Here is a 20,026-nt window from a genome sequence, read left to right on the forward strand (position 1 = left end):
CGGATGCGGAAACAGGCTGTACTCCAACGAAGTTAGAGAGCCACAGCCCGTTTCCGCTGCCCCGCAGGCCGCCTTCGGTACGAAAGGAGGAGACGTTTCCTACGAAAGTAGGAGACGCCGACTGCTCGGCGACGTCTACAGCGGACGCACCGTCTCCGTGCACACCGTGAATTCGCGCTCGTCGTGGACGTAGCCGCCCTCCGAGCACTGCTCGACGTCGACGACGCCCTCGATGACCTCGATCGCACGCTCGATACCCGGAGCGTACGGGTCGTCGCACTCGACACGCTGCGGTTCGTCGTCGTCACCGTCCGGCAGGCTCATGCACCCGCCCATCACCCAGTCGATGTCGAGGCACAGCGCACCACGCTCGTTGCCCCAGCGGGTCTCGTAGTACACCTGGTCGACGTCCGACGCGCACTGCGCGTTCTTCGCGGCCTTGCCGACGACCTTGTAGTTGGATTTGTCACTGCCGCACACCGCTTCGTCGATCGTCGCGGCGTCCGCCGTTCCGCCCAGGCGCACACAGTCACCGATCTCGACGTCGATGTCGACCCGTCCGCCGAGATCGGCCTCGCGTGGTGCGGTCGATGACGTCGACGATGACGACGACGACGTCGCGGCCGCGGAAGTACTCGCGGCGGTCGCCGTACCGTCGACGGACGTCCCACATCCCGCCGCGGTCAACGCCGCGGCCACGACCACAACCGCACCCGATCGTCGCACGATCGCCCGAATTCCCTTGTTCACCATCACATTCCTCACACCAACCCCGTCGCCGGGGACACCGTCGCGAAGGTCCGACAGAACGGACCACCCGGACCATTGTGGTCGAGGCCGTTTCGAGGAGGTGCGTCGGCCGTCTGGAACTACGAGACGTTCGCGAGCCGCACGAAGGCTGCCGCATCGAGTTTCTCACCGCGCGTGGACGGTTCGATCCCGGCCGCGACGAGCCGGCGCTCGGCTTCGACCGGCGAACCGGCCCACCCGGCAAGGGCTGCCCGAAGAGTCTTGCGACGCTGCGCGAAGGCCGCGTCGATGACGGCGAAGACCTTGCGCCGATGGTCGGCGTCGATCGGCCACGGCGCCTGCTCGTACCGGTCGATCCGCACCAGGCCGGACTCCACCTGCGGCACCGGCCAGAACACCGCGCGACCGACGTGGCCGGCGCGCTTGACCGTGCCGAAGAAGTTGGCCTTGACGCTCGGCACGCCGTACACCTTGCTGCCCGGGGTGGCCGCGAGCCGGTCCGCCACCTCGGCCTGCACCATCACCAATGCGGTGCGCAGGCTCGGGAACTCGGCGAACAGGTGCAGCAGTACCGGCACGGCCACGTTGTAGGGCAGATTCGCCACCACCGCGGTGGGCTCCGCCGGGACGTCGTCGGGCATCACCCGCATCGCGTCGGCGCCGACGACCGTGAGCCGATCCGCGAGTTCGGGGGCGCGGTCGGCGACCGTCGCGGGCAGGCGGGCGGCCAGCTTGGGGTCGATCTCGACGGCGACCACGCGGTCGACGACGTCGAGCAGTGCCAGCGTGAGCGAACCGAGCCCCGGGCCGACCTCGAGGACGGTGTCCTCGGGACCCACGCCGGCCACCGTGACGATCCGGCGCACCGTGTTGGCATCGTGCACGAAATTCTGGCCGAGTTGTTTGGTGGGGCGCACCCCGAACTCTTCGGCGAGCGCACGGACCTCGGCGGGGCCCAGGAGGGCGGCCTGTCCTCGCGGGTGGATGGGGGGCGGCACGGCGTCTGACACCTGAAGAACCTAACGCACGGCGGAACCGGTCAGCGCAGGCCCAGCTTGCTGGTACACGACGGCCACGCGCCCCAGCCCTGTGTCTGCTGCGTGCGGGAAGCGATCGCGATCTGCTCCTCCCGGGTGGCGAGGTCCGCCCGCGGCGCGTACTTCAGGCCGCCCTGGCGCTCCCACGTGTTCTGGTCGAACTGCACGCCGCCGTAGAAGCCGTTTCCGGTGTTGATCGCCCAGTTGCCCGTGGCCTCGCACTGGGCCAGCGCGTCCCACGTCGCACCGTTCTGCACCGGCGGCACCTCGGTGCCGGGCTTGGCGCCCACCCGGACCACCTTGGGCTGGGCCGGCACCGTGACGGTGGATGCGACCGGCTTGCGTCCGGTCTCGACTCCGTTGACGGTGGTGACCTCGTAGGTGACGTCCGCGACGCCGGCCGTGCCCGGGTTCTCCACGACGGTGCGGCTCATGTTCATCGACGGATCCTCGATCCGTTGCTCCGGCGGCGCGACCGGCTCCGTGAGTACACGGGTCTCGACCCGGCCGCGGGTCACCGCGACCTCCATCCCGTCCGCGAGCGGCGTCTCCGCGGCCGGCTCGACGGTGTCGGCCTGCTCGAGCGGGGTGCCGTGGGCGGCGAGGAAATCGCCGACCGTCGGCGCGGCCAGGCGGACGTCCACCGGGGCGGACGTGCCGTCGATCAGTTTCACCGTGCGGGGGCTCAGGACGTCCAGATCGGATCCCTCGAGCGGCAGGCGCTGCGACCGGTTCGCCGAGACGTGCACGTCACCGGCGAGTCGGAACTGGTTCAACGCCTCGTCGACGGTGAGCGCCGTCGTCCACACCGTGCGTTGCCGACCGTCCACGGTGAGCGCGACCTCGCGACCGCGACGCAGCACCACCGTGTCACCGTCGTCGAGGTCCGAGTCCGACGCGGGGGCCACGACGTCGTGTTCGCCCACGCTGTAGCCCGCCGCCGCGAGCGCCCCGTCGACCTTCGACGACATCGTGCCGACCGTGATCAGCTCACCGTCGACGTCGACGGTCACCGTCTTGTGTTGTGCCACCGCGACACCGCCACCGACCGTGAGGGTCACGAGGGTCGCGGCCACGACGCCGTACATCAGCGGCGAACGGCTCGAGTTGATCTTCGACAGTGGCGACATCGCGATTCCTTACCGGAGACCCAACTTGCTCGAACACGACGGCCACGCACCCCAGCCCTGGGCGGCCTGGACCTTCTCGGCGACGGCGATCTGCTGCTCACGCGACGCCCGGTCGGCGGTGGGGGCGTACTGCGTGCCTCCGTAGGCGGCCCACGTGCTCTGCGAGAACTGGAGCCCGCCGTAGAAGCCGTTGCCGTTGCTGATCGCCCAGTTGCCCGTCGCCTCGCACTGCGCCAACGAGTCCCACACCGACCCGGACGCGACCGCGGGCGCCGACGGCTTGGGCTTGGTCCCGACCCGCACGACCGCCGGCGCCGGCTCACGGACCACCACGGACGACAGTTCCCGGCGGTCCGTCTCGGCGCCGTTCACGGTCGTGACGGTCACCGTCACCGTCCGCTCCCCCGGTGTGCCGGGGTTCTCGACGGTGGTCTTCCCCTGCTCGAGTCCCGGATCGTCGACGCGGTTCTCCGGCGCCTGGATCGGCTGGGTCTCGGTGCGCGTCTCGGTGCGGTTGCGGGTCACGACGATCTCGAGGCCGTCGGTCAGCGGCGTCTCCGGCGCGGGCACGACCGTGTCGGCCTGTTCGAGCGGGACGTTCGTGACGTCGAGGAGCGCGCCGACGGTCGGTGCCGCCACGCGGACGTCGGCGTGCGGGGCGCCGTTGTCGGAGATCCGTACCGCCTTCGCGTTCACGACGTCGAACTCGATGCCGTCGAGCGGGATCCGCTGGCCACGCGATGCGGACGCGTAGGCGTCGCCGGCAAAGTTCAGCTGGCGCATCGCGTCGTCCACCGTGAGCGCCGTCGACCAGACGGTGCGGCGCTCGCCGTCCACCGTGAGCACGATCTCGCGAGCGCGGCGCAGGACCACGGTGTCGCCGTCGGAGAGCTTCGCATCGACGCTCGGCGCGACGACGTCGTGCTCACCGATCGGATAACCGGCGTTGTCCAGCACGGAGCCGACCTCGGAACGCAGTGTGCTCAGCGAGATCTGGTCGCCGTCGACGTCGAGTGTGATCGTCTTGTGCTGGGTGACGACCAGGCCGCCACCGACGAGAAGGGTCGCGAAGAGTGCGGCGACCACGACGTACAGGAGCGGCGACCTGGCGGTGTTGATCCGAGCGAAAGGCGACACGAGAAATCCTGGGGCAGACGACAGGTTCGATCACAGCACGGTAACGGTGGGGCTGTGATGTGGCAACCGCGCGGTCTCGATCAGCACAAACACGACTACAAAGATATCGAGGAAAGCGCTGGTCGATCACGAATCGATTACGGAAGATTTCGGCCAGTTGCGCGCGTCACACCCACACGGGGCCGTGGGAGGGTAGGGACATGAGCAACGTCGAAGCCGAACCGATCGAGATCGAGTGCGAGAACGGACCGCGCGCGGGCACCGCGGGCCGCCCGCTCGCCGAGATCATCACCTCACGAGAGGTCCCGCTGGGCGGGCCGCGGGCGATGCCCGTGCGCCGAACGCTGCCCCAGCGACAGCGCTCGCTGATCGGCGCGTGGTGCTTCGCCGACCACTACGGACCCGACGACGTCGCGCAGACCGGGGGCATGGACGTCGCCCCACACCCGCACACCGGATTGCAAACCGTGAGCTGGCTGTTCACCGGCGAGATCGAGCACCGCGACAGCCTGGGCATGCACGCGACGGTCCGGCCCGGCGAGGTCAACCTGATGACCGGCGGCCGCGGCATCTGCCACTCCGAGGTGTCGACGGCGGAGACGACGATCCTGCACGGCGTCCAGCTGTGGGTGGCACTGCCCGACGTCGCCCGGGACGCGCCCCGCAACTTCGAGCACTACGTGCCGCCGCAAGTGGATCTGGACGGCGGACGTGCTCGGGTCTTCCTCGGCTCGCTGGCCGGATCGACCTCCCCCGTGCACACCTTCACCCCCCTACTCGGCGCGGAACTCGTCCTCGAGCCGCGCGCCGAGGTGCGCCTCGACGTCGATCCGACGTTCGAGCACGGCGTCCTGGTCGACGCCGGGGCGATCGGTGTGGAGGGACTCGAGCTCGCTCGCGCCGACCTCGGCTACGTCGGGACCGGGGCGTCGGATCTGACGTTGGTCAACCGCACCGACGAACCCGCCCGCGTCGTGCTGCTCGGCGGCGAACCGTTCGGCGAGGAGATCGTGATGTGGTGGAACTTCGTCGGCCGCAGCCACGAGGAGATCGAGCAGTTCCGCGCCGAATGGGAGGCCGAGTCGGACCGCTTCGGCGCGGTGCACGGCTACGAGGGCACCGTGCAGCGACTGCCGGCGCCGCCGTTGCCGAACGCACGCATCAAGCCGCGGCAGAACCCGCCGTCGGCCTGAGCGCCCACTCCGTCGGCGCCGGACGCGCTCAGTTGCGACTCGGCAGGCGGTAGACGCGCTCGGCCGTCGCGGTCGACGCCTTCGCCAACTCGATCGGGTCCTCGCCGCGCACCTCGGCGAGGGCCCGCAGCGTGTACGGCAGACAGTACGACTGGTTCGGCGCGCCCCGGAACGGGTGCGGAGTGAGATACGGGGCGTCGGTCTCGACCAGCAACTGGTCGGACGGGACCGACAGCGCCGCCTCACGCAGGGCTTTCGCGTTCTTGAAACTCACGGTGCCGGAGAAGCTCAGCACGTAGCCGGCGTCGACACAGGCGCGGGCCATCGCGCTGTCGGACGAGAAGCAGTGGAAGATCACCGTCTCGGGCGCGCCCTCGGCGTCGAGCACGCGCAGCAGGTCGGTGTCGGCCTCACGGTTGTGAATCATGAGCGGCTTGCCGAGGCGCTTCGCGAGATCGATGTGCCAGCGGAACCCGTCCTCCTGCTCCTCCACCGTCGCGCAGCCGTCGAGCTTGCCGGGCCAGTACAGGTCGAGGCCGGTCTCGCCGACCGCGACCACACGCGGGTCCGACGCCAGCCGTTCGATCTCCGCCTTCGTGGCGTCGTCGAGAGTGTTCGCCCGGGTCGGGTGGATGGCGACCGCCGCGAAGACCCGCTCGTCCCAGTTGGCGGCGTTCACCGCGAACTGCGCGGCCGCCAGGTCGTCGGCCACCGTGACGATCCGCTCGACGCCCACCGACGCGGCACGGTCGACGATCGCGCGCGTGCTCTCCGCGTCCGTGGCACCGCACGCGTCGAGGTGCGTGTGGGCGTCGACGAGTGGAAAAAGCGGCTCGGGCAGGTCCGGGGCGGGACGATCTTTGCTCACGTCGATAGAGTAGGCGCACCATGACTGTGCCTTCCTCGCCCAACCAGATGCCTGCCCCGACGGACCGTCCGCCGTTCTATCTGACGACGGCGATCGCCTACCCCAACGGCGTTCCGCACATCGGGCACGCCTACGAGTACATCTCGTCGGACGCGATCGCGCGCTTCAAGCGCCTCGACGGATTCGACGTGTTCTTCCTGACCGGCACCGACGAGCACGGCCTGAAGATGCAGCAGACGGCGGCCAAGGAAGGCGTCGACGTCCGCGACCTGGCAACCCGCAACTCCGATGTGTTCCAGGCCATGGACAAGGCCCTGAACATCTCGTACGACCGGTTCATCCGGACCACGGACGCCGACCACCTCGAGGCCAGCAAGGCGATCTGGGAGCGGATGGTCGCGGCCGGCGACATCTACCTCGACACCTACTCCGGCTGGTACTCCGTTCGCGACGAGGCGTTCCACGCCGAGGAGGAGACGACGGTCCTCGAGGACGGCACCCGCATCGCCACCGAGACCGGCACGCCGGTGGAGTGGACCGAGGAGTCGAACTACACCTTCCGGCTGTCGAAGTACCAGGACCGTCTCCTCGCGCACTATGAGGAGAACCCGGACTTCATCGCGCCGGCCACTCGGCGCAACGAGATCCTCAGCTTCGTCAAGAGCGGGCTCAAGGACCTGTCGATCTCGCGCACCACGTTCGACTGGGGTGTCCCCGTGCCCGGCGATCCGGCACACGTCATGTACGTGTGGGTGGACGCGCTCACCAACTACCTCACCGGCGCCGGGTTCCCGAACACCGATTCCGCGGAGTTCGAGCGGTACTGGCCCGCGAACCTGCACATCATCGGCAAGGACATCACGCGGTTCCACACCGTGTACTGGCCGGCCTTCCTGATGTCGGCGGGGATCGAGCTGCCGAAGCGCGTCTTCGTGCACGGCTTCCTGTTCAACAAGGGCGAGAAGATGTCGAAGTCGGTCGGCAACGTCGTCGACCCGCTCGCGATGGTGGAGCAGTACGGCCTGGACGCGGTCCGCTTCTTCCTGCTGCGCGAGATCTCGTACGGGCAGGACGGCAGCTACAGCCACGAGGCGATCGTCACCCGGATGAACACCGACCTGGCGAACGAGCTGGGCAACCTGGCCCAGCGGTCGCTGTCGATGGTCGCGAAGAACTGCGACGCGCAGGTCCCGACGCCGGGCGAGCTCACCGACGCCGACCGCGCGCTGCTCGCACAGGCCGACGCGCTGCTCGGGAAGGTGCGGGCCGAGTTCGACGTGCAGGCCCTGCACCTCGGGCTCGAGGCGATCTGGCACGTGCTGGGCGAGACGAACCGGTACTTCTCGCAGCAGGAACCGTGGGTGCTGCGCAAGACCGACCCGGCCCGCATGGCCACGGTCCTGTACGTCACGCTCGAGGTGGTCCGCATCGTCGGCATCCTGGTCCAGCCGGTGATGCCGGGCTCGGCCGAGAAGATCCTCGACCTGCTGGGGCAGGCTCCCGACGCCCGCGCCTTCGTCGACCTCGCGAACCGGATCGTCGCAGGTACGCCGCTGCCGAAGCCGGTGGGCGTGTTCCCGCGGTACGTCGAGGAGACCGAGGCGTAGCGACGCTCCCGAAAGTTGTCAGCCCCCTGATGCACACTGTCGCCCATGGGGAGCAATAGAACATACATTCGAGAAAACCCGACCGGCTCGACGTCCGAGGACTACGACGAGTTCGAGGACTTCGACGCCGGCATGTTCGACGACTTCGGGCAATTCGAGTGCCCACCACCACGGGAGCGTTCCATCACCGGCCTACTGATCGCCCTGACCGACGCCTACGAGCGCGGATGGCAGCCGGCCGACGTCATGCACGTGACCCGGCGCGCTCTCGGGGCGGACTCGACGGCGGTCACCGCCGCCACGGTGCTGTACCACTACCGGACGACGGGCGCAGCCGATCGAGCGCCGGCCGTCTGGGTCACGCAACTCGACCAGATCGCGGAGCGGGAATCCGCCGCCGCCGAGTTCGCGGCGGGTCTCCCGGCCGACTGCGACAGCAGCGCGTTCGGTGCGGCGCTGGACGCGTCTGGGTGGCATCTCGGCGAGAACGAGTCGACGGCGACGACCCTGCTCTGGCTCGAGCTGCCCCGCGTAACCGAACTGTGTGTGCCGCCGTCGAGATGGCCGCGGATCCGCGTCGAGTCCGCGCCGGAGGCCCACGACGAAACCGCCGATCCCAAGGTCCTCAACAAGATCCGAGGACTGCTGGCCAAGGCGGAGGCCACCGAGTTCGTGGAGGAGGCGGAGACCTTCACGGCAAAGGCGCAGGAACTGATGACGCGGTACGCGATCAGCGCGGCACTGCTGCACGCGACCGTTCCGGGCTCCCCCACCGTACGCAGCCGACGCATCCACCTCGACAATCCGTACGTCAAGGAGAAGGTGCACCTGCTCACCGCCATCGGCGAGGCCAACCGGGTGCGCACGGTGTGGTTCGACAGGTTCGGCATCGCGACGGTCGTCGGCAGTCCGGTCGACCTCGAGCAGGTGGATCTGCTGTTCACCTCACTGCTCGTCCAGGCCACCCGGGCGATGCAGGAGTCGTCCCCGCGTGCGAAACGCGGGGCGCGCACCACGTCGTTCCGGAAGGCGTTCCTGTTCGGGTTCGCGGTCCGGATCGGGCAGCGCCTGAAGGAAGCCGGGCACCGCGCCACGGCAGACGTCGCCGCCGAGTCGCACGTCCCCGTCGAGGACCTGCTGCCCGCACTGGCGGCACGGTCCGCGGCAGTCGACGCCGAGTTCGATCGACTGTTCCCCACGACGAGGGCAGCGCGGAGCCGATCGGTGGATGCCGGCGGCTGGTACGCGGGACAGTCGGCCGCCGACGACGCCTCGCTGGATCCGAGCAGCCGAGCGTTGCGGCCGTGACGATGCGTGGACCCCGGATCGGCTGCCTCACCGGCCGGGGCCGGCGCGGTCCGATGTCGGCGGAGACCGAGCCACATGGAAGGCTGGACGGATGCGATCGGAGCGACTCGGAGATGGTGGCAGCGCCGCCGACGTGTTCCGCGCACTGGCTCGGCGCGCTCGCTCGCGGGAGCTGGCACCACCGGCCGGCCTGATCGGGAACTGGTTCGACGCCGCCGCCGTCATCGCACCCAGCGTTCGGGCCGCTCCGCACGACGCACGATCGGCGTTCACACTGCCGCCGCGCGGCACGGGACCGGACCCCACCCCCGGCGACCCGATCGTCGGCGGCGGATGGATCGGCTACCGCGCCTACCCCGACCGATCCGGCATCCTGCCCGAGGCCGCGGGCGGATGGACCGATCATGTGCTGCGGCTGGACAACTCGGGTTGCTGGTGGTTCGAGAGCCTCCTCGACGAGCCGTGCCCCGAGGACCTCGTCGACGCGGTGCGCCGACCCGACGCCGTCCCCGGCCCCTGGCACATCGACTGGACCACCCCGGACCGTCACGCCCACCGCCGCGGCGTCGAGGACTGTCTCGACGCCATCGCCCGCGGCGACGTCTACCAGGCGTGCGTGTGCGCGCGCTTCCACGGCACCAGTTCGGGCCGCCCCGTCGACTTCTTCGCCGACGCAGTCGACCGAACCCGGCCCGGCCGAGCAGCTTTCGTGCAGGGCGATTGGGGCGCGGTAGCTTCCCTGTCCCCCGAACTGTTCCTGTCCCGCCGCGGCGGAACCGTCACCTCCAGCCCCATCAAGGGCACGCTTCCGCTGAGCGAAGACCCTGCGCGGCTGCGTAATTCGGTGAAGGACGTCGCCGAGAACGTGATGATCGTCGACCTCGTCCGCAACGACCTGGGCCGCGTTGCCGACGCCGGGTCGGTCAGGGTGACCGACCTGTTGCGCGTGAAGCCCGCGCCCGGCGTGTGGCACCTGGTCTCGACGGTGACCGCGGCCGTGTCGGACCGGGTGAGTGCCGCCGATCTGCTCGACGCCGCGTTCCCGCCCGCCTCGGTGACCGGGTGCCCCAAACACTCGGCCCGGACTCTGCTCCGCGCGTGGGAACCTGACCCCCGCGGCGTCTACTGCGGGGCCGTCGGAATGCACAGCCCGCTGGCGGGACTCGAACTCAACGTCGCGATCCGGACCGTGGAGTTCGACGCGGCCGGCCGGGTCGGGCTCGGCGTCGGCGGCGGAATCACCATCGACTCCGACCCCGACGCCGAATGGCAGGAGTGCCTGGACAAGGCGTCGAGCATCGTCACGCTCAGCCCGTCCCGCACGCTCCCCGACCCGATTCCGGCATCTCGAAATGCGCCGGGCGATCCTGTGTCAGCTCCGACGTAGACGAACAGATCCGTGCGGTGATCGGATCCTCGTCGAGGCGCCACGTCCGCAGCACACCGTCGCCGCCGCCCGCGATCACCGTGTCGGTCCGCGGCAGGAACGCGACCTGCCAACGTCCGGTGCCGATGGTGGTGAGCGGCCCGCCCACCTCCTCCGCCTCACCGGCGCCGTCGACGTTCCACAGCCGCACCGAACCGTCGTCGCTGCCGCTGACCACGTGGGTGCCGTCGCCGCCGAACGCGACGCTGTACACCGTGCCGGTGTGTCCACGCAGCGGCACCGGGCGGGGCGTGAAACCCCCGTCGTCGTCCCGATCCCACAGCACCAGCGTGTGATCGTCGCTGGCGGTCACGAGAGTGTCGCCGTCCGGACCGAACGAGACGGCATTGACGCCACCGTCGTGCCCGCCGGCACGGACGGGAAGCGATGCGGGCTTCTCCGGCGTGGACACGTCCCATGCGTAGATGTCGCCGTCGGCGCTCGACGCGACCAGGACGTCGCCGTCGGGCCCGAACGCGACGCTCCGCACCAGGTTCCGTGGACCGGTGAGACGCTCCCCCAGCCGCACCGGGTTGCGCGGATCCTGCACGTCCCACAGCGCGACGCTGAAGTCGTCGTCGCCGATCGCCAGTGTCCGGCCGTCCGGGCTGAACGCCATCTCCCACGTGAACCGCGTCGCCGTCGTGATCGGTGCCCCCAGCGCCGCCGGGTGCTCCGGATCGGCGACGTCCCACAACTGGACGTGGCCGCCCGACGTCTGGGTCGTCGCCAGCACCTTGCCGTCCGGCGACAGCTCGACCACGTTGCCGCCGCCGAGCGGTCGCGGCAACTCGATCGTGCCGGCGCGGTCCATCTCCCCGGCAGCCGACACCTTCCACAACCGCACCTGCGAGTCGTATCCGGCGGTCACCACCCGGGAGCCGTCGCTGTTGATCGACGGCAAGGTCATCGACGCGTCCGACACCGGCACCGTTCCCGCCGGCAGTGTCCACATCCGCACGATCGAATCCTGGCCACCCGTGACGATCGTCGTGCCGTCGGGCGAGAGCGCGAGCGCGGGGACACCGCCGCCGTTGCCGCTGAGCGCGGGCCGCAGTTCGTGCACCGCGCGGGTCCCCGGATCGACCGACCACAGCTTCGCGGTGCCGTCCCACGACGCACTCGCCAACGTCGACCCGTCGGCGGCGAACGCGACGGTCCAGATGCCGCCCGTATGGGCCTGCACCGGGGCGCCGACCTGACGGATGTCCGCGAGATTCGTGGCGTCGAAGACGCGGATCATGCCGTCGTCGCTACTCGCCGCGAGCGTCGTGCCGTCGGGGCTGAACGACACCGAGTGCGCGACGTCGTCGAAGCCCGTCAGATCCCGCCCCACCTGGATGGGGCGGGCGGGGTCGGCGACGTCCCACACCCGCACGGTGCGGTCGTCACTCGACGTCGCCATCACGGTGCCGCCGCGGAACGACACCGTGCGCACCGCACCGGAGTGTGCCCGCAGCGTGAACGCGGGGAACTCTCCCGAATCCGGCTTCGTGGTGTCGAACAGCGTGACCGTGCCGTCGTCGTGCGGCACCGCCAGCAACCGGCCGTCCGGGCTGAACCGGACGTTGTGCACCGCACCGGGCGCGTTCCGCTGCCCCGACATCAGTGCTCGCGGCGCGGACCGGTCACCGATGTCCCAGATCCACATCGTGCCGTCGCCGCCACCGGCCGCGAGGAGATGCCCGTCGGGGCTGAACGAGACCGACGCCATGTACTGGTCCGGTCCGGTCAGCTCCTGCCCGATCTGTACCGGAACGGAACCGTCGGCGAGATCCCACAGCCGCACGGAACGGTCGTCGCTCGCGGTCGCGAGGGTCCGTCCGTCGGCGGAGAACGCGACGCCGTACACCGGACCGGTGTGGCCGGTGAGGCTGCGTGAGATCGGCGTGGTCTCGGTGGCGACCAGCCGGGAGAACGCGTCGTCGCTGCCCGGGCGCATCCGCCACGCGGCCAACGACAACTGCGCCGACGTGGTAGGGTCGCTCTCCCGCAGTGCGTCGGCGAGGGCGACCACCTGCTGGAACTGCGCGGCGCTCCGCTCGTCCTCGGCGCGCGACTTCGCGGCCAGCGCCATCGCGCCCATCGCGACGGCGACGACGGTCGACAGCGCCAGCGCGGTCATGACGGTGCGTTTGCGCCACGTCTGCCGCCGCACCTGCCCCACCGACGCCTCCAGGAAATCCGCGGCCGCGGGGGTCAGCGACGCCGCCACCGCCTCGACAGCGCTCTCCCCCGTCGGAGTTCCGTGATCGGCTCGGGTCTGCGCGTGCTCGGTCAGCAGGTCGAGCCGACCGCGGTGGTAGAGCAGGCTGCTGTTGCGGTCCGAGTCCTCCCAGTGCACGGCGTCCGTCTCGATCTGTTGGCGCAGCGCGGAGTAGGAACGGTCCTCCTGGATCCAGGTCCGGAGCCGCGGCCACGTGTAGATCACCGCGTCGTGGATCAGCTCGACCGCGTCGCCGTCGGCCACCAGCACCCGGGCGTTGACGAAGTGGTCCACCACGCGGCGTCCCGCTCCGGTGTCGTCGCCCTCGAGTGCCAGCAGCTGAGGGATCGTGCGACGGATCTTCACGTCGGTGCCGGTGCTGGTGACGTAGACCAGATGCACGAACATCGCCCGCGCGAGCACCCGGCCGCGTTCGTCGAGTTGCTCCCACGCACGCTCGGCGGCGGCCGCGATGGACCCCCGCACCCCGCCGGTGGCGCGGTAGTTCGCGATGGTGAGCTGTCCTCCGCGGCGCCGCTCCCACATCGTGTCGAGCAGGTGCGAGACCAGCGGCAGCACGGTGTCGCTGCTCTCGGAGGGGTCGGGCGACGCCGCGTTGAGTACGCCGAGATCGTTGAGGATGAGGTCGACCAGGCCCGGCTCGAGCTTGAGCCCGATCATGCGGGCCGGTTTCGTGATCACCTCGACGACGTCCTCCCGCAGGAGGGGCGAGACCGTCTTGCTGCGCTGTTCGAGCGCCCGCGCGAGCACCGGATGGGTGAGCGCCTGCGGATAGAAGTCCGATCGCATCGTCGCGACGACCGACGTCGTATCGGTCGCCCCGCCGCCGACCGGTGCCGTCGCGGCCAGGTCGAGCACCGTCAGGAAGGCCGCCCGCTCGTCGGCGTCGGAACACTGCGAGAACAGTTCCTCGATCTGGTCGACCACGATCAGCAGGTGGTGGGCGCCGAGCCGTTCCGCCGCGCGGCCCAAGGCGTCGTGGAGCTGGTCGGCGCTCGGGACGTCCTCCGTCAGCTCGGGCACTGCGGACCGCAGCGACGTCAGGGGGTGCGCACCCGGCGCGAAGACCACCGCCGCGTAGGCGCTGCGATCGCCGTCCTGGTCGAGGGCCTTCAGCTGCGGAATCAACCCGGCCTGGACCAGCGACGACTTGCCGACGCCCGACGCGCCGGTGACGATCACGATGCCCTTGCCCTGAGCCGCCTCGACCGCGGCGACGAGTCCGTCGACGCTCTGGGTGCGCCCGAAGAACAGCCGCTCGTCCTTCTCCCGGTACGGCGCCAGGCCGCGATAGGGCCGCACCCCGGCCGGCAACGTCGCCGGCGCCGGCTCCCCGGCTGCCGCGGCCGCCGCCTTCGTCGTGGGGACGGAGCTGGCCTTGCGCCACCACGCCTCCCACTGGCGCATCGAGAAGAGTCCGTCGGTGGGTGGCGGACCCTCGTGGAGCGCGCGAGCCATCCGGATGAGGACCGCCAGCACCGGGCGGACCGACTCGAACGTGGCCGGCATCCGCTTGCCCGACCGCCAGTCGCTGATGCGCTGGACCGAGGCGGGCTTCTCCCCGCCGACCGAGCGACCGAGTGTCGCGGCCTCGGCGGCGACCTTCTTCAGCGGGGGACCGCCGGCGGTCGCGAACAGCAGCCGCAGCTGGTCGGCGAACATCAACCGCGCCTCCGCGCCGGACCGTTCCGCGTCCCGCGGGGCCTCGCTGTCCGCTGTCATCGCGCTGGTCGTTCCTTCCCTGTCGCCGGCCGGGCGTTCCCCCCGGTTCGGGCCCGTTTCCGCGCTCGGCAGCCCCCGCGGATTCCGCTGCGGAATAATTCCTCACCGCCCGCGAACAGGGATGATAGCTCGTCTTGCGAACCATCCAGTTCGTCCGTTCCGCCGAATGGGGCAAAGTCGACGTCGACGCACAAAGGCCCTGCGCCAGCGGTGCTGCAACCGGTGGGGGTTGGAGAAATCCACGAGGGGTATCCCCTGCCGGGTGCAGCGTCCAACGGAGGAGGAACTCGGATGATCGCGATGGCGACCAGACTGACGGCGAAGACACCGCCGGCTGTCGGGGCAGGTCTGGTCATCGCCGCGACCGTGGGCCTGATGTTGCTGTTGGGTGCGGCCCCCGCCGATGCGGTCGCTGCCCCGGTGGGGGGTGCTCCGGTTTCGACCGGAGCACCCGCCCCGGAGTAGTCGCTCGACGGGGGTCGGCGGGAACCGCGTTCCCAGCGCTCCGAACGCGTCAGTCCCTTCGCGATGCCAGTACGGTCTCGTACAGCTCGCGCTTCGACACGCCCTCGGTGGCCACCTGCGCGCACGCGTCCTTCAATCGCGCTCCGTCCGCCACGAGCCGTTCGACCTCGGCGACGAGATCCTCCGGATCCGCTGCGACCATCTGCGCACCCTCGAGAACGACGGTGATCTCACCGCGTGCGCCGTCCACGGCCCACTCGGCGAGCTCGGCCAGTGTCCCGCGGCGCACTTCCTCGTACGTCTTCGTCAATTCCCGGCACACCGCCGCCCTACGGGTGCCTCCGAGCACCTCCACCGCGTCCGCAAGACACGCGGCCAGCCGGTGCGGCGCTTCGAAGAAGACACACGCCCGCGGCTCGGTCTTCAGAGTTTCGAACCACGTCCGGCGCTGACCCTGCTTGCGGGGCGGGAATCCGTCGAAGCAGAACCGCTCCACCGGCAGCCCGGACAGAGCGAGCGCCGTGGTGACCGCCGACGGGCCGGGCAGGCACGTCACCGGTAGGTCCTTCTCGACGCACGCCGCGACCAACCGGTAGCCGGGGTCGCTCACGGACGGCATCCCGGCGTCGGTCACGAGCAGTACGGTGCGGCCCTCCTCGACGTCCGCCACGAGCACCGGCAGCCGGGCCACCTCCACCTGGTCGTAGAAGCTGACGACACGTCCGGTGATCGTGACCCCCAGGGCCGCGGCCAGTGCCTTCGTGCGCCGGGTGTCCTCGGCGGCCACGACGTCGGCGGATCCGAGGGCTGTGCGCAGGCGTTCGGAGGCGTCACCGATGTCCCCCATGGGAGTTGCGGCGAGGACGAGGCGACCAGTCATGGGTGACAGCCTACGATCGACACGTGACGCAGCTGACGGACGAGCACCCCGCGCCCTCGTCCGGCGGACCCCGGACCGTCAGCCCCGCTCCGGTGGCCCCGCCACTGGACTTCGGCCCCACCGACCGCCGACGCGGCTGGATCGCGACCCTCGTGGTCACCGCGCTCGCCGCCATCACGCGGTTCGTGATGCTGAACTACCCCACCGACGCGGGCACCCCGGTCTTCGACGAGAAGCACTACGTGCCGCAGGGATGGCAGGTCCTCACCGGTGGCGGGCTCGAGGACAATCCGGGATACGGGCTGGTGGTGCATCCGCCGGTCGGCAAGCAGCTGATCGCGATGGGCGAGGCCCTCTTCGGCTACAACGCGTGGGGCTGGCGGTTCGCGTCGGCACTCGCCGGGACGATCCTCGTGCTGTTGGTGATGCGGATCGTCCGGCGGATGACCCGGTCGACGCTGATCGGCACGATCGCCGGCGTCCTGCTGATCGTCGACGGCGTCACCTTCGTCTCGTCCCGGCTCGGAATGCTGGACATCTTCCTCGCCCTGTTCACCGTCGCGGCGCTCGGTTGCCTGGTCGTCGACCGGGACCAAGTCCGCGAGCGGATGGCCCGGGTCCGGGCGGAGGGACGTATCGGCGTCACCGAGTTCGGCCCCCGGCTGGGCGTGCGGTGGTGGCGATTCGGGGCCGGGCTCATGCTCGGTCTCGCGTGCGGCACCAAGTGGTCCGGCATGTACTTCATCGCGTTCTTCGGCCTGCTGTGCGTCGGGTACGACATCGCCGCGCGCCGCGCGTACGGGGTGCGGCGGCCGTGGGTCGGCACCGCGATCCGTGACATCGTCCCGTCGCTGTACGCGCTCGTCGTGGTGCCGCTGATCGTGTACCTCGGAACGTACGGCGCGTGGTTCGCGAGCGAGACCGGCGTCGACCGGCACGCCGCCGGAAATCAGATCGGCACGGGCGGGCCGTTCTCGTTCGTACCGGAGGCCCTGCGGTCGCTGTGGTACTACAGCGCCAAGGTGCTCGAGTTCCATTCGGGCCTGACCAACTCGGCCGGCAACCACCATCCGTGGGAGTCGAAGCCGTGGACGTGGCCGATGGGTCTGCGCCCGATGCTCTACTACTTCGCCGAGGGCGAGCACGTGTCCGGCTGCGGCGGGCCCAGTTGTGTCAAGGCGGTGATGCTGGTCGGCACACCCGCGATGTGGTGGCTGGCTCTTCCGGTCCTCGGGTGGGCGCTGTGGCGCACCATCGTCAGCCGCGACTGGCGCTACGCGACGGTTCTGACCGGCTATGCGGCCGCACTGCTGCCGTGGTTCGTGACGCTGGACCGTCAGATGTACTACTTCTACGCGGTCGCCCTGGCCCCGTTCTTCGTGATGGCGATCGCGCTCGTCCTCGGTGAGCTCCTCGGCGCCGCCAAGGCGTCGGCCGAACGGCGCGGCACCGGCCTGCTCGCGGTGTGTCTCTACGTGGGGCTGGTGATCGCGAACTTCGTGTGGCTGTGGCCGATCCTGACGGCCGTGCCGATCACGCCGGAGATGTGGCAGCAGCAACTGTGGTTGCCGAGCTGGCGCTGATCCCCCACGACGGGTGACCGCTCCTCCTCCGCGAAACGTGCCCGCGGTCGCCCTCTCCGTGGGTAGTGTGCTCCGAATGTCCAGACCGTCCGTGATCGTGACGATCGCGCTCGCCGCCCTGACCGCGCTCGTACCGGCAACCGCGCGAGCGGATTCCGGTCCGGCCGCACCACGCTTGTCCGACGTGACGTCGGTCGGGGTGCACAACACGTTCGAGAAGCACCGCTACCCGTTCCTGGCGGATGCTCTCGACGCCGGCGCGGGGCTGATCGAGCTCGACGTGTGGACCAATGCGGCCGGTCCGGATTGGCGGGTGTCGCATTCGAACCCGGTCGCGAACGACAACAACTGCGCGGGCGCGACCTCGGCCGACCGGTTGCGGACGGGCCCGCGCGACCAGTTCCTGAGCGGGTGCCTCGACGACCTGCGCGCGTGGCACGACGCCGACCCCGACCACCGGCCGGTCGTGGTGAAGGTGGAGATGAAGGACGGTTTCACGCCGCCGTTCGGTCGCGGCCCGCGCGAGTTCGACGCGCTGGTCCGCAGCCGGCTGGGCGACGCGGTGTTCGGTCCGGCCGATCTCCTCGCGCACGCCGGTCCGTCCGCCGCGACGCTCGACGACGCCGTCCGTTCCGTGGGGTGGCCCGATGTCGACGACCTGCGCGGCAGGTTTCTCGTGGAACTGATTCCCGGCACCGTGCAGGAGAACAATCCTCTCGACACCTGGTGGATCGACCGCGCATATGCGACGCACCTGTCGGATCTCTCCCGTGTCGGCGCCCTGGACCTGGCGACCGCCTTCCCCGCGGTGCACCGGGCGCAGGCCGGGGACCCGCGGTTCCGGTACGACGCAGTGCTGCGGCCGTGGTTCGTGGTGTTCGACGTGGACGCGGCGGACTTCGTCGGCCGCGACATCGACACCGGGTGGTACCGCGACAACGGCTATCTGGTCGTCCTCACCGACGCGCACAAGGTGCTCCCGGCGCTAACGCGGTCGCACCGTCGGAGGCCGACGCCCGCACTCGGGTGCTCGACCTCGCGGGCCGCTCGGCATCCGTCGTCTCCACGGACTGGACGCCGCTGCCGCGGATCCTGTCGATGGTCACCGACCGCGGCTGACGGGCCCCGGCGTCAACTCCAACGCCGCACTGCTCGCGGCGACAGTCGTCGCTCCTGGCGGCCGGCGAGGATCATCGGATCGCGGGACAGGTCCCGGTACAGCGAGATGCACAGGCCGATCATGACGATCACGAACGGCGCGGCCGCGATGATCGTCATGGTCTGCAGACCGTTGAGCGCGTCGGCGCCACCGGTCCACAGGATCAGCGCCGCGACGCCACCGGTGAGCAGGCCCCAGAAGACGACGACCCAGCGCGCCGGCGCGAGAGCCCCGCGCTGCGAGAGCGTGCCCATGACCATCGAGGCGGCGTCGGCGCCGGAGACGAAGAAGATGGCGACGAGCACCATCACCAGCACGGTGGAGATACCGAACAGCGGCAGGTGCTCGAGCATCCCGAACAGTTGACTCTCGGTGGTGTCCCGCCCGGCCAGGTCGATGCCCTCACGTTGCTCGTTGATCCCCGCGCCACCGAACACCGCGAACCACAGCAGGCTCACCAGGCTCGGGATGAGGATCACACCGACCACGAACTCGCGGATGGTGCGCCCGCGGCTGATCCGGGCGAGGAACATTCCGACGAACGGCGTCCACGAGATCCACCACGCCCAGTAGAAGATCGTCCACGACGACAGCCACTCGGCGGTCTCGGGATTGCTCGACGCCGCGGTCCGCGCGGACATCGACGCGAGGTCGGCTGCGTAGTTGCCGATCGTGCTGGGAATCAGGTTGAGGATCAGCACAGTCGGCCCGAGCACGAACACGAAGACCGCGAGCGCGAGAGCGAGCACCATGTTGATGTTCGACAGCCACTGGATGCCTTTCGCGACACCGGACACCGCCGATGCGACGAATGCGAGGGTGAGTACCGCGACGACGGCGACCAGCAGGAAGGTGCCGACCTCGCCCATCCAGCCGATCACCTCCAGTCCGGAGCCGATCTGCAGCGCGCCGAGACCGAGGGAGGCCGCCGTGCCGAACATGGTCGCGAAGATCGCGAGGACGTCGATGATCCGGCCGATCGGGCCTCCGCTGCGCCGCCCGAGGAGCGGGAAGAACGCCGCACTGATAAGTTGCGGGCGGCCGCGCCGGTACGTCCCGTAGGCGATCGAGAGGCCCATCACCGCGTAGATGGACCAGGGATGCAGGCTCCAGTGGAACATCGTGGTGGCCATCGCGGTACCCACTCCGCCGTCGGTGCCGGGCGGCGGCGTGACGAAGTGGGCGAGTGGTTCTGCCACGCCGAAGAACATCAGGCCGATGCCCATGCCGGCGCTGAACATCATCGCGATCCAGCTGACGGTCGTGAACTCGGGCTTCTCGCCGTCCTTCCCGAGCGGAACCCGGCCGTACTTGCTCGCGGCGATCCACAGTGTGAACACGACGAACGACGACGCGGCTATGACGAACAACCAGCCCATGTTGGTGACCAGCCAGTCCAGCATGTTGCCGGTGACCGATTCGAGGTTGTCGGGCGCCGCCAGTCCCCACACGACGATCGCGGCGACGGCGCTCGCGGCCACGCCGAACACCACCCGGTCGGTCCCGGACAGTTCGCGTGCGCCTGCCATTCCTC

At 70.0% G+C, this 20,026-nt stretch carries 14 protein-coding genes and 1 pseudogene; 7 read left to right on the forward strand and 8 right to left on the reverse strand.

What is annotated here, in order from left to right:
* Nucleotides 1–135: 135 nt before the first annotated feature.
* The 4 genes from lppU to PSS76_RS11290 all read right to left on the reverse strand — a co-directional run bounded on the left by lppU (nucleotide 136) and on the right by PSS76_RS11290 (nucleotide 4,054).
* Nucleotides 136–753 carry an LppU family putative lipoprotein gene (gene lppU / locus PSS76_RS11275; RefSeq protein ID WP_064058974.1) on the reverse strand — a complete coding sequence of 206 codons (618 nt, stop codon included), beginning with the start codon at nucleotides 751–753 and terminating at the stop codon, nucleotides 136–138.
* Nucleotides 754–869: 116 nt separating this feature from the next.
* Nucleotides 870–1,760, reverse strand: coding sequence for a 16S rRNA (adenine(1518)-N(6)/adenine(1519)-N(6))-dimethyltransferase RsmA (gene rsmA / locus PSS76_RS11280; RefSeq protein ID WP_064058973.1), 891 nt, complete (start codon nucleotides 1,758–1,760; stop codon nucleotides 870–872).
* Nucleotides 1,761–1,789: 29 nt separating this feature from the next.
* The gene (locus PSS76_RS11285; RefSeq protein ID WP_013415220.1) at nucleotides 1,790–2,917 is read right to left on the reverse strand and encodes a resuscitation-promoting factor; all 1,128 of its coding nucleotides are present in this window, start codon (nucleotides 2,915–2,917) and stop codon (nucleotides 1,790–1,792) included.
* Nucleotides 2,918–2,926: 9 nt separating this feature from the next.
* Nucleotides 2,927–4,054: a resuscitation-promoting factor gene (locus PSS76_RS11290; protein WP_013415219.1), complete on the reverse strand. Its 1,128-nt coding sequence runs from the start codon at nucleotides 4,052–4,054 to the stop codon at nucleotides 2,927–2,929.
* 200 nt (nucleotides 4,055–4,254) lie between these two features.
* Between PSS76_RS11290 and PSS76_RS11295 the strand changes: the two genes are divergently transcribed.
* Nucleotides 4,255–5,247, forward strand: coding sequence for a pirin family protein (locus PSS76_RS11295; protein WP_081183122.1), 993 nt, complete (start codon nucleotides 4,255–4,257; stop codon nucleotides 5,245–5,247).
* 28 nt (nucleotides 5,248–5,275) lie between these two features.
* On the opposite strand, the gene PSS76_RS11300 is transcribed toward PSS76_RS11295, so the two are convergent.
* Nucleotides 5,276–6,115, reverse strand: coding sequence for a TatD family hydrolase (locus PSS76_RS11300; RefSeq protein WP_064058970.1), 840 nt, complete (start codon nucleotides 6,113–6,115; stop codon nucleotides 5,276–5,278).
* Nucleotides 6,116–6,135: 20 nt separating this feature from the next.
* Here PSS76_RS11300 and metG point away from each other — a divergent pair, with 20 nt between their 5' ends.
* The 3 genes from metG to PSS76_RS11315 all read left to right on the forward strand — a co-directional run bounded on the left by metG (nucleotide 6,136) and on the right by PSS76_RS11315 (nucleotide 10,417).
* Nucleotides 6,136–7,722, forward strand: coding sequence for a methionine--tRNA ligase (metG, locus tag PSS76_RS11305; RefSeq protein ID WP_064058969.1), 1,587 nt, complete (start codon nucleotides 6,136–6,138; stop codon nucleotides 7,720–7,722).
* A 45-nt stretch (nucleotides 7,723–7,767) separates the two neighbouring features.
* The gene (locus tag PSS76_RS11310) at nucleotides 7,768–9,030 is read left to right on the forward strand and encodes a DUF2786 domain-containing protein (protein WP_064079124.1); all 1,263 of its coding nucleotides are present in this window, start codon (nucleotides 7,768–7,770) and stop codon (nucleotides 9,028–9,030) included.
* A gap of 91 nt (nucleotides 9,031–9,121) precedes the next feature.
* Entirely contained in the window at nucleotides 9,122–10,417 is a 1,296-nt protein-coding gene (locus PSS76_RS11315) for an aminodeoxychorismate synthase component I (protein ID WP_064079123.1), read from the forward strand.
* Here PSS76_RS11315 and PSS76_RS11320 read toward each other — a convergent pair.
* Nucleotides 10,338–14,405 (reverse strand): nSTAND1 domain-containing NTPase, encoded by a 4,068-nt coding sequence (locus PSS76_RS11320; protein WP_337456205.1) that lies wholly within the window; start codon nucleotides 14,403–14,405, stop codon nucleotides 10,338–10,340. The genes PSS76_RS11315 and PSS76_RS11320 overlap by 80 nt on opposite strands.
* A 300-nt stretch (nucleotides 14,406–14,705) precedes the next feature.
* On the opposite strand from PSS76_RS11320, the gene PSS76_RS11325 reads away from it, so the two are divergent.
* A complete protein-coding gene (locus PSS76_RS11325; RefSeq protein ID WP_157349027.1) occupies nucleotides 14,706–14,870 on the forward strand; it encodes a hypothetical protein in 165 nt (54 codons plus the stop codon).
* Nucleotides 14,871–14,919: 49 nt separating this feature from the next.
* On the opposite strand, the gene rsmI is transcribed toward PSS76_RS11325, so the two are convergent.
* A complete protein-coding gene (rsmI, locus tag PSS76_RS11330; RefSeq protein ID WP_005514773.1) occupies nucleotides 14,920–15,750 on the reverse strand; it encodes a 16S rRNA (cytidine(1402)-2'-O)-methyltransferase in 831 nt (276 codons plus the stop codon).
* Nucleotides 15,751–15,773: 23 nt separating this feature from the next.
* Between rsmI and PSS76_RS11335 the strand changes: the two genes are divergently transcribed.
* Both PSS76_RS11335 and PSS76_RS11340 read left to right on the forward strand, forming a co-directional pair.
* Nucleotides 15,774–17,333 carry a dolichyl-phosphate-mannose--protein mannosyltransferase gene (locus PSS76_RS11335; RefSeq protein ID WP_337456206.1) on the forward strand — a complete coding sequence of 520 codons (1,560 nt, stop codon included), beginning with the start codon at nucleotides 15,774–15,776 and terminating at the stop codon, nucleotides 17,331–17,333.
* A gap of 76 nt (nucleotides 17,334–17,409) precedes the next feature.
* Nucleotides 17,410–17,958, forward strand: a pseudogene (locus PSS76_RS11340) (PI-PLC domain-containing protein); the annotation flags it as partial.
* Nucleotides 17,959–18,464: 506 nt separating this feature from the next.
* On the opposite strand, the gene PSS76_RS11345 reads toward PSS76_RS11340, so the two are convergent.
* Nucleotides 18,465–20,021 carry a BCCT family transporter gene (locus PSS76_RS11345; protein ID WP_064077145.1) on the reverse strand — a complete coding sequence of 519 codons (1,557 nt, stop codon included), beginning with the start codon at nucleotides 20,019–20,021 and terminating at the stop codon, nucleotides 18,465–18,467.
* Between the last annotated feature and the right edge of the window lie 5 nt (nucleotides 20,022–20,026).

It is taken from the genome of Prescottella sp. D32 (assembly GCF_037287305.1).
Classification (GTDB): domain Bacteria; phylum Actinomycetota; class Actinomycetes; order Mycobacteriales; family Mycobacteriaceae; genus Prescottella; species Prescottella equi.